This window comes from Ensifer meliloti (genome assembly GCF_030064585.1).
GTDB lineage: Bacteria > Pseudomonadota > Alphaproteobacteria > Rhizobiales > Rhizobiaceae > Sinorhizobium > Sinorhizobium meliloti.
This window is the reverse complement of record NZ_CP120365.1, coordinates 516153-528356: the sequence shown is the minus strand read 5'-3', so window position 1 is coordinate 528356 and position 12204 is coordinate 516153. Positions and strand designations below refer to the sequence as shown.

Sequence of the window (12204 nt, the reverse complement as noted above, 5' to 3'; positions counted from 1 at the left end):
TACGGAAGCTTCCGTTGATGAAATCAGGAGCTGGTGCAGCTGGCCCAAGTTAAGCGGTCGCAAGAGTACGTCCGGTTAACACGATCAATGGGCGATCAGAGGATTAGCCATGGCAACAGCCTCGCCAGAGATTTTAAGGGCCGCCAGAACGATGCTCGGGATGCAGCAAAAGCAGATGTCAAAGTTGGCGGGAATTTCCACGCCCACCCTGCACAAGATTGAAAGTGGGAACAAGCGCATCGCGATAGAGTACGTGGAGCGCCTTCAGGCCGCTCTTGAAAAGGCAGGTATCGAATTTCTCGGGGAAGGCGAAGTTAGCGGGGAGGGGCTTCGCTGGCGCACCAAGCCTCATCGCGTGATTATATAGGGCCTTCGCTCCGACGTCAGTTCGGTGCCGTTGCCGGAGAGAATCATTCCTGGCTTGCCGGGTCGTTCGATCAGCGTCGTCAGTTCTTGGGCGACACGTCGACCGGAGATGGATATGTCCGGGATCGCTGCCAGGCATTCGCGCGTCACATCATCGACAATGTCGAGCACGCGGAAGCGTCTGCCGCAGGCAAACTGGTCATGCACGAAGTCCAGCGACCAGTGGGCATTGGCCTTCGCTGCAATCAGGATCGGTGCACGCGTGCCGACAGCACGCCGCCTGGCTTTTCCGCTTGCGAACGGAAAGACCTTCCTCGCGATAGAGCCGGTAGATGCGATTGATGCCGGACGGCTCTCCAACCCGCCGAAGCAGGACGAACAGCCGCCGATAACCGAAGCGCCATCGCTCATTGGCCAAGTCGTTCTTCCGTAAATCTCTGCTTCTTCATGCGTCCGTCCTTTACTGGGCCGGACACTAATCCATCCCGGAGGAAATTCGCAGTGGCGGGTCAGCGCTTGGACAGTGATGTCAAATTTCCGTGTTGCAGGTCTACACGAACCGCAATTACCTCGGTCACTCACGCGAACGTGATCAACACCCTAGGCAAGGAGTTAGCGATAGAAACATCCGCGTTGTTTTGGTGGGAAAATTCGAACATTTTGAATTATTAATCGTGTACTCATGGAATTAAAGCGAATGTCAAAGAAGTTTTTGCAAATATAAAGAAGTTCTTTTCGAGGTAGGATGCAAAATTCAGACACAATATTTATATGTCTGACCAAATGTTGACAAAACCACCCATTTTGTGATCGTTTATTTGTATTGATAATTTTCAACAAGTACATTTATACTGTAGTGATGCGGCAGCGGACCGTAGCGTGAGTAACAGGCCGCTGTTTGCCGGTCCGCAAATACGGAGTACCGCCGATGCTGGTCTATTTAACCGACGAATGCCTGATGACCACCGCCCAAGTGGCGGCGCGCCTTTCGATATCAACGAAGACGCTGTTACTCCACGTCCGCGAAGGCCAGATTGGCTGCGTTAACATCGGGACTGGACTTCGCAAGCACCGCCGCTTCGCGCTTTCGCAAATCGCGGAGTTCATCTCCAATCGTCAGACAAGGGAGATTCCGCCATGTCTGTCTATAAATCTAAAGCAAGCCCCTTCTACCACTACGATTTCCAGATCGACGGCAATCGCTTTCACGGAACTACCAAGACCCGGAACAAAAGGGACGCGGAAGCCGTGGAGCGCCAGCTGAAAGAGCAGGCGCGTCGAGATGCCGAGCAGGCCCGCAAGACCGGAAACGCACCTATGACAATCGACACCGCTGTAGGGCGATACTGGATGGAGAAGGGAAAGCACCGGGCCAACAATAAGAGTTTCTTTTCGTCACTTGAGCGTACAAACGCGAACAGTTCCGGTGGGGAAAATCCAAACTTAAAAATGCCCAAGTGAAAACATTGTCGAACGCGACAATCAATAGGGAAACTCTTCTTCCGCTTAAGGCTATATTCAGGCGTGCTAAGTTGCTGTGGGGCTGCAATCTGCCCAAGGAACCTCATTGGAAGGAGCACATACTGAGGGAGCCGAAGGAGCGCATCCGCGAGCTCTCTTACGGCGAACAGCAAGCCCTCGACCGCAACATCAGAGAAGACTACATACGGTGGTATATGTTTCTACATTTGACGGGCCGCCGTCTCAAGGAAACGCTTATCCGTTGGTCAGACGTCAATTGGGATGCGGGTGAGATCACGACGCCGGGTAAAGGCGATACGCGAGTTATGACGCCCATTACGCCGTCGATTTCTGAACTACTCGAAGCCTGCCGTGGCCATCATCCGGAATTCGTGTTCACTTTTGTCGCGCAGCGAACCAATCAGGGGCGAATCGCCGGGAAACGGTACCCAATCACATACCACGGCGTAAAAACCCAATGGCGGCGGGATATTTTGCGCTCGGGAGTCATAGGACTCCGTCTGCATGATATTCGTCATGACAGGGCGACGAAGCTGTATCGGCAGTTTCACAACCTGAAAATCGTGCAACGGGTTCTGAATCACGCCAGTATAACTACCACAGCAAAGTACACCCACGTGGTGGACGAGGAGGTGGCCGTTGCGCTCGAACGCAGCGCCAAGTCCCGGAATCATCCCCGAACATTCTTTCGCGACCAGGCGTAAGCACCGGACTTTCGGCGACTTTTCAATATCATGACGCCCCGCTTGATAAACAATGGGTCACTGCCTTCTAAGCAGGTTGTCGCAGGTTCGAGTCCTGCAGGGGTCGCCAACCACCATCTAAGTTATTGATCTTATTTTTAAGGTGCGACCTACATTCTGTTCGCTAGGCGTTCCGAAGCCGCCTTTGCGAGGCGCTTCTTATCGGCTTCCTTCGTGTAGATCTCGGCCATTGCGAGCGGTGGATGTCCAACCTTCGGGGGTCGGTTCATTCGGGCGGGTCTTTTTATTGCCTATACCTGCTGTTGACTGCTCTAGGCTGATAAACTTGATCGCAGTCAAAGGAAGAAATCGTCGACCCTGAGGCTCGTGGCGCCGTTCACCCTTACCTGGAAATCAGCGTAGCCATCGCCATTGACGTCGCCAGAGATGATTCCGGAGCGGAAGTTGAGCTCTCCAGCCTCGCCCGAGAAGGCATTCCCGCCGATATAGGTGAAGCTCTGGTTTCCGCTCCAGGTCGTGTCCGCATCGATTGTGGAAAGATCGATGACGTCGAATTCCGACCGATGGAAATCGGTGATCACATCGCGCCGGCTGCCTACGGCCGATTCGCTGATTGAGTTGAAATCGAAACTGTCGGTGCCGGTTCCGCCGACCAGGTAGTCGAAGCCGGTGCCGCCGCGCAGGATGTCGGCGCCGGAACCACCATAAAGGTCGTCGTCGCCGCTGCCGCCGTCGAGAACATCATTACCGCCGAGGCCCTCGATAATGTCGTGGCCGCCGAGCCCGCGCAGGGTGTTGGCTACGGCGCTGCCGGTTATATCATCATCGCCGTAATTCGTGCCGGTGGCGTTTTCAATGCTGATGAGGTCCTCACGCCGACCGCTGCCGGTAGTCGCATAGTTATAGCCGAGATCGATCGTCACGCCCTTGCCGCGCTCCGCGCTCCAATCATCCTGGAACTGGTAGCTGATAGTGTCGGTGCCCGTGCCGCCGTTGAAGTAGTTGTTGAAGCCGACGGAGAAGAAGGTGTCGTTACCGCTTTCGCCGTAATAATCGCTCGCATAGCCTTCGATCTCGAAACGGTCATTGCCGCTGCCGCCATAGACAATGTCGTAGGAGCTGGTATCGCGTGCGCGAATGTCGGCGACATAGATGTCGTTGCCGCCACCAAGATAGATGTCGTTGCCTCCTTCGTAGGAGTTCACCACGAGATCGTTGCCGTAGCCCGCATCGACGAAATTGTATCCGCCGTAGCTGTCAGTCCGGTTCAGGTAGATGTCGTCGTCGCCATCGTAGGCGTAGATCTCGACCGCGATATAGCCGTTCTGCTTGATGATGTCGGCGTAGTTCGTTCCGTAGATGCGCGTAGCCATTGCTCGACCTTTCGCCAAAACCATTGAAATCTCAGGCTGATCATCGATCAGCATAGCTGAATGGCCGGTGAACTGATTGCGGCGCTTTCGTGATTTTATCGTCCATAGGGCAGGCAATTCCTCCCAAACGGTAAGGTGGCAAAATTGCTCGGGATACTCTTCCCGTCGCCCCCGACATTCGGGGCCGAGGCTGGACTGAAACGTTCCTTAAGCAGGAGCGTTTCTTAGCTAGGGGCGCACCAAAGGAGGAATGCGATGCGTCCTTCCGAACGCGTCAAGGTTATAGAATGGGTCGCAGCTTTCGCCGCAGTCGCTTATATCGCCGCGCTTCTTGTGGCGGTGCTGCCTTGAGGGCGTCTTTCAAGCAAGCCCCGACAATTGCCGCTGCTTGCGAATGTAAGCGATTGCGGCTGCTTCAAGGCTTTTGCACTCCGTTTCGGACCTGAGCAGGGCCCCTTCGTCTTTCGGGGCTGAGCAGCGAAGGAGGTCGCGCCGCAAACACGCATGCTCGTAAGCCTCGCAGAGCCTCCGAAATGCGGGGCTTTGCATCATCCACGCGCTGCCGCGGAGATCTGGGGCTGCCAAAAACAGCCGTGCCATTCCTGCCTTTTGCACATTCATGTCGGCGCTCGCAAACCTCGTCGAGCTAACCGTTGCAACAGATACTGTTAGGAAAGGTTCCACGCGGCACCTCTGTAGCTTCGCCGGCTTTGATTAGGTCGATGCCTCCCATAGGAAGACCGCCAACGCGGTTCCAAGGACAGTCATGACGGCCAGCTTTAAAGCTTTCATTCTGCGTGTTCTTTTGCCGCTCCAGTCGTAATCCATCGTGGTCACCGTGCCAGCGAGGTTGGCCGCCTCGGCGGCGGCCGGCAGGCCTCTGACCGCCTTCGTGTCAGCCCCAGGACGAGGCCAGCTGCCAGAAGCGCCCGACCTCTAACCGCCTCCTCCCCGTGCGAGACGGCTGAAAGAACCTAGCGCCTCACGCCTGCTGAGGGCCATTAGCCCATCCGTCGTAATCCCACACCTCATGGTCGTAATCAGGAGATACCAATGAGCGCCATCACCGCTCAGCAGGTTCGCTCTGCCGCAAAGGGCGAAGTGCGCTGGGCGTGACTTTGCGCATGTCGTCAAGCGCGGCCTGGCGATACTGCTTCGGGGAGGTTGACGCCGCGTCCGGCTTATCGAAGTGACAGCCACCTTCTGCCGAGATATTCCAGCGCCTTCAGGCGTCCGGGATCGGCATCGCGGATGACGCCAACCGACTTCCGTCGCTTCGCAATCGTTTTCTTTCCAGTTTCTAGTCCCGTATTCTCTTCGGATGATGCACTTTGCTCCGGCAACGCGTGGTCGTCTCTGTCTTGCATCAATCAATTCCCCAATGCGCTGTAGTTGGTGGAGCCTCAGAGCTGCGGAGAAGGGACGATCTTTACAGCTCTGAGGCCATCACTCACCCAAGCGGCTGGGTCGCCGCTCGAGGGTGACAACTCCAATATGCGTGAAAGGTTTCGCTCGGCGGCGTGCCTCAGACCTTTGTCATTGATCAACCAGACAAAGGTCCGATACTGCCTCTTGAACCCGCTTTCGCCCTCACTATCTCCATAGCAGAAGCGACGTTCGAAGCGGTTCCCTTGGATGGAACGGGGCGAATGGGCCCAGCTAGATGATGACAACGTCGTAATCGGAGCTGCAGCGGATCCGGCCAATCCAACTGCAGCTCTGTTTACGTCAGGCCGTCTCGCGATTTTGAGGAGCGGGGCTGCCGCCGTCGTCGTCCCCGCCGTCATCGTCAGGCCACCAGCCCTTCCAATCGTCTCCCGGCGCTTCCTTCGCCTGGCGTCCGTCCAGACGGGCGATGAGCATCTTCACCAGCTCGTGTTCCGAAACTCTCTGGATCATTGATCGAGTAGCAGGCATTGCGAAACTGCACGTCAGTGGGTTCGCCCAAGCACATCGAGGAGCCAAACGAGGCCGCCGTCCATGAGCGCTGCCTTCGGCGCCACCGCCTGAATGGTGGGCGCGCCGAGATCCAGCGGCAGCTTTGCAGTAGCGACTGCGAAACGCTCCGCATGCATCTCGACGAACCGTTTCGGCAGGACGCAGACGAGCTGCGTCTTGGTGAGAAGATCGAGCGCCAGCATGAAATTCGGCACGGCCAAGGCCACGCGACGGGAAAGGCCACGGCTTTCGAGCAACTCGTCGACGATGCCCGATGGGTCGCCTCTCGGCGCGACAAGCAGGTGCTGCATGCGGCAGTAGTTCTCGAGCGTCGGGTTTTTCAGGAAGGGATGGCGGCTCTGCGCGGCGATCACGAAGTCGTCCTCGTACAGCCGTTGGGCGGCGAATCGGGCCGGCAGCTCGTAAAAAGGTGCGATCGCCACATCGATCAGCCGCCCGTCGAGATCGGAAAGCGCCGTCTCCATCTGCATGTGCCGGACGACGAGATCGATGCCCGGCGCAGTGCGGGCGATCTCGTCGAGCAACGGCGGCAGGAAAACCGAAAAGCCGTCGGCCGTGCCGATCGTGAAGCGGCGGCGGGAGCGCGCCGGATCGAAGGGTTCGGCGGTGGAGATGACAGTTCTCACTCGCGCGAGGACATCGCGGATCGGCGCCTCCAGTTCCTTTGCCCGCTCGGTCGGCACCACACCCTTCGGCGTCTTTAGGAATAGCGGATCGTTGAGCAGGCGCCGCAAGCGGCCGAGACCGTGGCTGACGGCGGACGCGGAGAGGTTCAGCCTTTCCGCGGCGCGACCGACATTCCTCTCGTCGAATACCGTTTCGAAGAGCACCAGCAGGTTGAGGTCGGCGCGAGAGAGATCGATTTCGTTCAGCATAATGGTGAAATCATATCAGTTCATTCAGCATCGGCAAAGGCGTAGTCCTTCGGCGTGGCGAGGCCTTGCGGTCTCCAACCAAGCGGAGGAACAAATGAGCGATTTCATCGGCTACATCGAAGCCCTGGCGCTGCGCAACTCGCAGCCTGCAGAGGAGCAAAGCCGCGCGCCAGCACTTGCTGATCGGGCCTTCAACATGCGACTGCGCGAGGCGCTTGCGGGGAGCGACGAGGCAGCGGCCATCATTCGCTTCTGGCGCGAAGCGGGGCCGACGCGCTGGTTCGCCAAGGAGGCCGAATTCGACCGCGCCTTTCGCGAGCGCTTCCTCACAAGCCATAAGGCGGCGGCACGCGGTGAGCTCCTGGACTGGACGGTTTCGCCGGAGAAGACTCTGGCACTCATTCTTCTCCTTGATCAATTCCCCCGCAACGCTTTTCGCGGCACGCCACGCATGTACGAGACCGACGCACTGGCGCTCGGCGTTGCACGGGCGGCGATCAACGCGGGTTACGATCTCAAGGGACCGGCCGACCTGAAGCTCTTCTTCTATCTTCCCTTCGCCCACTCGGAAAGGCTCGCCGATCAGGAACAATCGGTCGAGCTTGCGCGCCGCCTCGGCGAGCCGAGCCTTTCGCACGCCAAAGGCCACCGCGACATCATCCGCCGCTTCGGCCGCTTCCCGCACCGGAACTGGATACTCGCAAGAGCAATGACGGAGGATGAGCAGCGGTTCCTGGACGAGGGCGGGTTTGCGGGCTGAGGTATAGGTGCCGTGACGGACTTGTGGAGGATCCATAAATCCAGGCGAGCATGGAAAGGAAGTGCAGGGCCATGCGCGACGGGTGCCTCCGGATACCTCCCGGAGGACTGCAATCTCTCTCACCCTCATCCCTGTGACGAGCACAGGGATGAGGAGATCAAACAAGCGGCGGCGGGAATCCCGAATCTAAACAGGCCCAATCATCGGAACACTGCTACCCGAATGGGTGGGTTAACTCCCCGGCAATCGGAGCGTATGCTTTGTAAGACGGCATCTTTCCATGCCGCCATCCTTTTGGGAGGATGCCATGGCCAGACTTCTGACTGCCATGTTCGCCGTGTTCGGTATTTGCCTCTTCTCGCTCGCCTCTGCCAGGGCCGACCCGGGCGACGACGTAAAGGCCGCCTACTCGGCGTGGGACGCAGCATTCAACAATGCGGACGCAAAAGCCATCGCGGCGTTCTACACGGAGGACGCTATTTTCTTGCCTGCCACCCATGACGTGATCAAGGGACCTGCCGGGGTTGAGAAATTCTTTGGCGGGATCTTCGGCATGGGCGTGACAGGCCACAAGCTTGAATTGATCGAGGCGCAAGGCGAGGGCAACCTGCTGATCGGCACAGCGAAATGGTCGGCCAAGGGCAAAGACGCCAAAGGTGCCGATCAGCCATGGGCTGGAGTGGCAACCCATGTCTTTGAGAAACAGGCAGACGGCAGCCTGAAACTCAGAGTGCACACGTTCAACTGAGATCCACGCGTCCCGCGAAGCCAAGTGCGACAGTGTACTATCTTGCAAATGGCCTTCGGCTTCTTTGGAGCCGCCGACAGCCATGACGGGTTCGGACGGCTGGGGCGATGATCGACCCGGTGGGCGGCGCCTCCGGTTCTCGCTCGACCGCAAGTATGCTCATCACGATAGAGATGAGCACGAGTATGAGCACCAGAAAGGCGAGTCCCGCTTTATCCATCCCCCATCATGGCAAGGTGAATGCGAGCAAACCGGGGCAAACATCGACGAAGAAGGTCACCGACGCCTGTCACGGTTAATTTTATCTCAATCAACCTGCTCCTGCCGCAACCGGGCATCTCGACGCCGGACGGCACACAGTTTTCCCGCGAATGCTCCGGACGGCTGCGATCCGTTCCGGCCGATCGTTTGCCACGCCCGCGTCAGGAATGCAGCGTCAGTTTTTTCAGTATCTCGATCCTTCGCTCGCCCGATTGATAGATCGAGATCAATCTTGCGGCCAGCGCCTCCGCCTGGTCGCCGCAGTTGGGTACCTGACGCTCTTCCAGCAGTTGCTCGAACACACGGCCGAGTAAATCGATTTCGCCGGGATGAAAGGCTTGGGGAGAGTAGTTCCGGGATGCCGACACAGCGCGCAACTCCTCGGTTTGGGGCGAAAGCGCTATGATCTCCCGGCCATCGGCGCCCGTGCCACATGCCGATGATCGTGAAGCCTACGCTCATTTGCGCAATTGGCGACGCCTCGGCGGTTGCAAAGGATATCGACAAGGCCGAGCCGCGCAAATTCAGCCCCTAGATCACGTCGGGTCGACCTCAAAACATGAACGTGATCGATTCCAAAAAGTCAGAGCGGGATGCGGGCGGAAAACCGCACACACTTTTCCTCATCCCGCTCTGGCCTTAAGCTGCGGCGCACCGCGCCTCGGTCACTGCCGCCCGAACATGGACGTGGTGGCGCAGAATGAGCACATAGATCGCCGCGTAAATGCCGATCACGATCACGCCCACCCATTCGATCCTGAACGGCGTGAACTGGTAGGCCATGACCAGGCCGAGCTGAAGAAGGAAGTGCAGCGGATAGTATGCTCTCGCTCCGAGCCGCGACTTCGTCCAGCCGAGATTGAGGCCGTAGAGACGGATCAGGGAGTCGAGCGAATTCACGACGAAGATGATGCCGACCGTGACCATGAACCAGTTCAGCCAAGCCGGGATAACGATCTGCTGCTGGAAATAGATGTAAAGCACCGCGAACCACACCGCCAAGGGGATCGAAGGCAGGAGGATCATGGCGACCGCCAGCCGCCATGTCCTCAGCCCTCCGACGAACATGGAAACGAACTGACCGATCATGATGCTCCAGGAGAACCACCAGAAAAGGTAGAACTCGTGATATTCGGTGATCGGGCTGACGAAGCGGTGCAGATTGGCAAAATAGTCCGACAGCAGGCCCATATTCGACGCAAGGCCGCTGATGCCTATATCGCTGTAATAATAGGCGGCTGCCAAAAGCGCCACGACAGCCAGGGTCACGAACATCCATGTCGAGGTGACGGCCAGCCATTTCATGAAGCTGACGTTGCTGCTGGAATAGACGGACGCCGCGATGACGGCGACGACGATAGCCCAGCGCGCCGGCATCGAGATTCCCTCGATGTAGCTCGGCAATGCCGTGAGGAAGAGATAGCAGGTGAACGCGCATGTCGCGATGACCGTGAGATTGTAGACCCATTTGACGAGGGCGATCTCGAAGATCCTGAGCCGAGGCTCGAGCACCACGAAGTAGAAGGCCGAGAGGAAGTACATCATCCAGACCAATGGTCCCCACATGCCGAACTCGATTGCGAGGGGATTAGTGAAGCCGTAGGCGCCATCAGCCGCATAGGCCGGGAACTCGGTCAAGGGGAGCATGACCAGGCCCATATCCAGTCCAGCCGTGAACAGCAGCGCCACGAACGTGTATATGCCGACAGGAGTTTGCCCGCGACAGTGGACACTGCCCCAGCGGACGATGACGAAGATGGCGCTGAGAAGGACCGCTGCATAGGCGGTGCTGATGATATAGCTCACGGCAGATCTCCCCCTCTTGTCGTCCCGCCGCATCCGATCGGACGCAGGGGAATCGCATATAGCGAATAAGTGGTTGTTTTGTTGCGGCAAATCGATTCATGAAGTCCTCCGCTGCCTTGGAGGTCTCGATGAGTAGATTTGCCGCTTGCTTTGAAGATTTGCCAGATCCGCGCGGTCGCAATGCGCGCCATCCGTTGACGTCGATCCTGTTCATTGCCGTTGCGGCGATTGTCTGCGGTGCGGAAAGCTGTACCGATATGGCCGATTTCGGCGTTGCCAAGAAGAAATGGCTGAAGACAATCGTGCCGCTGCCCTATGGCATTCCCAGCCATGACACCTTCTCCACCGTCTTCCGCCATCTCGATCCGGATGCCTTTGATGCGGCCTTTCGCCGTCTCACGGCGAGCTTTGCGCAGGGTCTCGAAGGGGTGGTAGCGATCGATGGCAAGGCGGTGCGCGGTGCCTACCGGCGCGCCGCCAAGGCCACGCCACTCCACTTCGTCAATGTCTGGGCTGCCGGTCCCGGTCTGGTCATCGGCCAAAAGCTCGCGCCGGGCCGCAATGAGGTGCAAGGGGCTCTCGATGCGCTCGCGCTGCTGGCACTGGAGGGCTCTATCGTCACCGCCGATGCCCTGCATTGCCGGCCCGACACCGCCCGCGCCATCCTCGCTGCCGGCGGCGATTATGCTCTGGCACTGAAGGCCAACCAGCCCGGCCTCTTGGCCCAGGCGCTCGCCCGCATCGAGGACGCCGGCCACGTCGAGAGCATCCAGATTGCAGCCGAGACTGCCCATGACCGCACCGAGACACGCCGCGCCAGCGTTGTGGCTGCCGGCGATATCAACTTTCCGGGCCTGCAGGCCATCGGCTGCGTCGAGACCACAAGCCGTCATACCAACGGCCATTTGACCAGCCATGTCCGCTACTTCCTGCTCTCCACCACCATGTCGCCGAGCGCGCTGATCGAGGTTGTAAGAACCCATTGGCAAATCGAAAACAAACTGCATTGGGTTCTGGATGTCCACTTCCACGAGGACGCCGCCAGAAACCGCAAGGACAACGGCCCGCAGAACATTGCGTTCTTGCGCAAGATCGCTCTCAACCTCTTGCGATCGCACCCCGACAAGGCCTCCATCCGCCGGAAAATTAAAAAGGCGGGCTGGGATGACGAATTCCTCACTTCTCTTATCGCTCATATGCGATAGCCCTGCGATCGGACGGGAGCGGCATGAGGCCACAAGCATGCCGATTTCAAACGTCCATGAGCGACGCGGCGCTAATCGTGAACGACGCGCACCGCGGCCGTTTCGAGCCGCAAGCGATCGACAATGGCCCTGAAAGGGCGCAATTCGAGAGGCTCACCGGAGACGCGTCAAATCCACAGGGCGGTTGTCAATGATCGCTTCCATCGAAAAGAAGCCCGTCACGGTGGCGAGGTCGAAATTTGTGATGAGCTTCTGATAAAAGGCGTCATAGCCGGACATGCCCCTGGTGACGACTTTGATCAGGTAGTCCCATTCCCCGCCGATGCGGTAAAAATCAATGACTTCTGGAAGTTTCTCGACATGCGCCCTGAAGCCGTCGCTCCACTCCTTGGAGTGGTGACGGGTGCGAATCATCACGAACACGATGAGATCGAGGCCCAACGCGCCGATATCTATATCGCTATGGGACCCGCGGATCATTCCGATCGAGTGAAGCCGCTGGAGACGGCGCCAGCAGGCATTTTGCGACAACCCTACCTTCTCGGCCAGTTCGCGCTGCGAAAGGTTCGAATCCTTCTGCAGCGCCGCCAGAATCTTCAGATCGAATCCATCGACTTTAGCTTGAGATTCGATCATGTGACACAAAATCCGGGATGAACTGCAGA

Annotated in this window: 14 protein-coding genes and 2 pseudogenes; 7 read left to right on the top strand and 9 right to left on the bottom strand. The window is 58.1% G+C overall.

The genetic code is table 11. The features are described 5' to 3' along the window. Positions 1-109: 109 nt before the first annotated feature. Entirely contained in the window at positions 110-367 is a 258-nt protein-coding gene (locus PZL22_RS09610; RefSeq protein WP_284718603.1) for a helix-turn-helix domain-containing protein, read from the top strand. Positions 368-378: 11 nt separating this feature from the next. Here the strand turns inward: PZL22_RS09610 and PZL22_RS09605 are convergent. Further along, positions 379-799: pseudogene (locus PZL22_RS09605) on the bottom strand (DDE-type integrase/transposase/recombinase); the annotation flags it as partial. Between the two features lie 495 nt (positions 800-1294). Here PZL22_RS09605 and PZL22_RS31590 point away from each other — a divergent pair. The 3 genes and pseudogenes from PZL22_RS31590 to PZL22_RS09595 all read left to right on the top strand — a co-directional run. Beyond that, positions 1295-1471 (top strand): annotated as a pseudogene (locus tag PZL22_RS31590) (helix-turn-helix domain-containing protein); the annotation flags it as partial. A 32-nt stretch (positions 1472-1503) separates the two neighbouring features. Beyond that, complete coding sequence (locus tag PZL22_RS09600) at positions 1504-1827, top strand: hypothetical protein (RefSeq protein WP_284718602.1); 324 nt, start codon at positions 1504-1506, stop codon at positions 1825-1827. Between the two features lie 71 nt (positions 1828-1898). After that, positions 1899-2552, top strand: coding sequence for a tyrosine-type recombinase/integrase (locus tag PZL22_RS09595; protein ID WP_284718601.1), 654 nt, complete (start codon positions 1899-1901; stop codon positions 2550-2552). A 335-nt stretch (positions 2553-2887) separates the two neighbouring features. Here the strand turns inward: PZL22_RS09595 and PZL22_RS09590 are convergent, their stop codons facing one another. The 5 genes from PZL22_RS09590 to PZL22_RS09575 form a co-directional block, all read right to left on the bottom strand. Next, positions 2888-3925, bottom strand: coding sequence for a calcium-binding protein (locus PZL22_RS09590; RefSeq protein ID WP_003530927.1), 1038 nt, complete (start codon positions 3923-3925; stop codon positions 2888-2890). A 360-nt stretch (positions 3926-4285) separates the two neighbouring features. After that, on the bottom strand, positions 4286-4546 hold the full coding sequence (locus tag PZL22_RS09585) for a hypothetical protein (RefSeq protein WP_033048836.1): 261 nt from the start codon (positions 4544-4546) through the stop codon (positions 4286-4288). Between the two features lie 560 nt (positions 4547-5106). Then, positions 5107-5292 carry a hypothetical protein gene (locus PZL22_RS31405; RefSeq protein WP_017273565.1) on the bottom strand — a complete coding sequence of 62 codons (186 nt, stop codon included), beginning with the start codon at positions 5290-5292 and terminating at the stop codon, positions 5107-5109. A 361-nt stretch (positions 5293-5653) separates the two neighbouring features. Then, positions 5654-5842: a hypothetical protein gene (locus PZL22_RS09580; protein ID WP_324280302.1), complete on the bottom strand. Its 189-nt coding sequence runs from the start codon at positions 5840-5842 to the stop codon at positions 5654-5656. 14 nt (positions 5843-5856) lie between these two features. Continuing rightward, positions 5857-6759 (bottom strand): LysR family transcriptional regulator, encoded by a 903-nt coding sequence (locus tag PZL22_RS09575; RefSeq protein WP_003530936.1) that lies wholly within the window; start codon positions 6757-6759, stop codon positions 5857-5859. Between the two features lie 94 nt (positions 6760-6853). On the opposite strand from PZL22_RS09575, the gene PZL22_RS09570 reads away from it, so the two are divergent. Then, positions 6854-7519: a DUF924 family protein gene (locus tag PZL22_RS09570; RefSeq protein ID WP_003530938.1), complete on the top strand. Its 666-nt coding sequence runs from the start codon at positions 6854-6856 to the stop codon at positions 7517-7519. A 307-nt stretch (positions 7520-7826) separates the two neighbouring features. Next, positions 7827-8267, top strand: a complete 441-nt coding sequence (locus tag PZL22_RS09565; RefSeq protein WP_003530940.1) for a YybH family protein — start codon at positions 7827-7829, stop codon at positions 8265-8267. A 422-nt stretch (positions 8268-8689) separates the two neighbouring features. On the opposite strand, the gene PZL22_RS09560 is transcribed toward PZL22_RS09565, so the two are convergent. Together PZL22_RS09560 and PZL22_RS09555 are read right to left on the bottom strand one after the other, a co-directional pair. Further along, positions 8690-8896 carry a hypothetical protein gene (locus PZL22_RS09560; protein ID WP_003530942.1) on the bottom strand — a complete coding sequence of 69 codons (207 nt, stop codon included), beginning with the start codon at positions 8894-8896 and terminating at the stop codon, positions 8690-8692. 271 nt (positions 8897-9167) lie between these two features. Continuing rightward, positions 9168-10334, bottom strand: coding sequence for a hypothetical protein (locus PZL22_RS09555; protein WP_003530946.1), 1167 nt, complete (start codon positions 10332-10334; stop codon positions 9168-9170). Positions 10335-10462: 128 nt separating this feature from the next. Here PZL22_RS09555 and PZL22_RS09550 point away from each other — a divergent pair, with 128 nt between their 5' ends. Beyond that, a complete protein-coding gene (locus tag PZL22_RS09550) occupies positions 10463-11539 on the top strand; it encodes an ISAs1-like element ISRm21 family transposase (RefSeq protein ID WP_013844321.1) in 1077 nt (358 codons plus the stop codon). 153 nt (positions 11540-11692) lie between these two features. Here PZL22_RS09550 and PZL22_RS09545 read toward each other — a convergent pair whose 3' ends face one another. Continuing rightward, the gene (locus PZL22_RS09545; RefSeq protein WP_003530948.1) at positions 11693-12175 is read right to left on the bottom strand and encodes an Lrp/AsnC family transcriptional regulator; all 483 of its coding nucleotides are present in this window, start codon (positions 12173-12175) and stop codon (positions 11693-11695) included. Between the last annotated feature and the right edge of the window lie 29 nt (positions 12176-12204).

Coding starts and splice junctions, on each gene's coding strand:
- PZL22_RS09565 (WP_003530940.1), top strand. CDS start 7,827: ATGGCCAGACTTCTGACTGCCATGTTCGCCGTGTTCGGTATTTGCCTC.
- PZL22_RS09545 (WP_003530948.1), bottom strand. CDS start 12,175: ATGATCGAATCTCAAGCTAAAGTCGATGGATTCGATCTGAAGATTCTG.
- PZL22_RS09575 (WP_003530936.1), bottom strand. CDS start 6,759: ATGCTGAACGAAATCGATCTCTCTCGCGCCGACCTCAACCTGCTGGTG.
- PZL22_RS09610 (WP_284718603.1), top strand. CDS start 110: ATGGCAACAGCCTCGCCAGAGATTTTAAGGGCCGCCAGAACGATGCTC.
- PZL22_RS09570 (WP_003530938.1), top strand. CDS start 6,854: ATGAGCGATTTCATCGGCTACATCGAAGCCCTGGCGCTGCGCAACTCG.
- PZL22_RS09590 (WP_003530927.1), bottom strand. CDS start 3,925: ATGGCTACGCGCATCTACGGAACGAACTACGCCGACATCATCAAGCAG.
- PZL22_RS09550 (WP_013844321.1), top strand. CDS start 10,463: ATGAGTAGATTTGCCGCTTGCTTTGAAGATTTGCCAGATCCGCGCGGT.
- PZL22_RS09600 (WP_284718602.1), top strand. CDS start 1,504: ATGTCTGTCTATAAATCTAAAGCAAGCCCCTTCTACCACTACGATTTC.
- PZL22_RS31405 (WP_017273565.1), bottom strand. CDS start 5,292: ATGCAAGACAGAGACGACCACGCGTTGCCGGAGCAAAGTGCATCATCC.
- PZL22_RS09585 (WP_033048836.1), bottom strand. CDS start 4,546: ATGAATGTGCAAAAGGCAGGAATGGCACGGCTGTTTTTGGCAGCCCCA.
- PZL22_RS09580 (WP_324280302.1), bottom strand. CDS start 5,842: ATGCCTGCTACTCGATCAATGATCCAGAGAGTTTCGGAACACGAGCTG.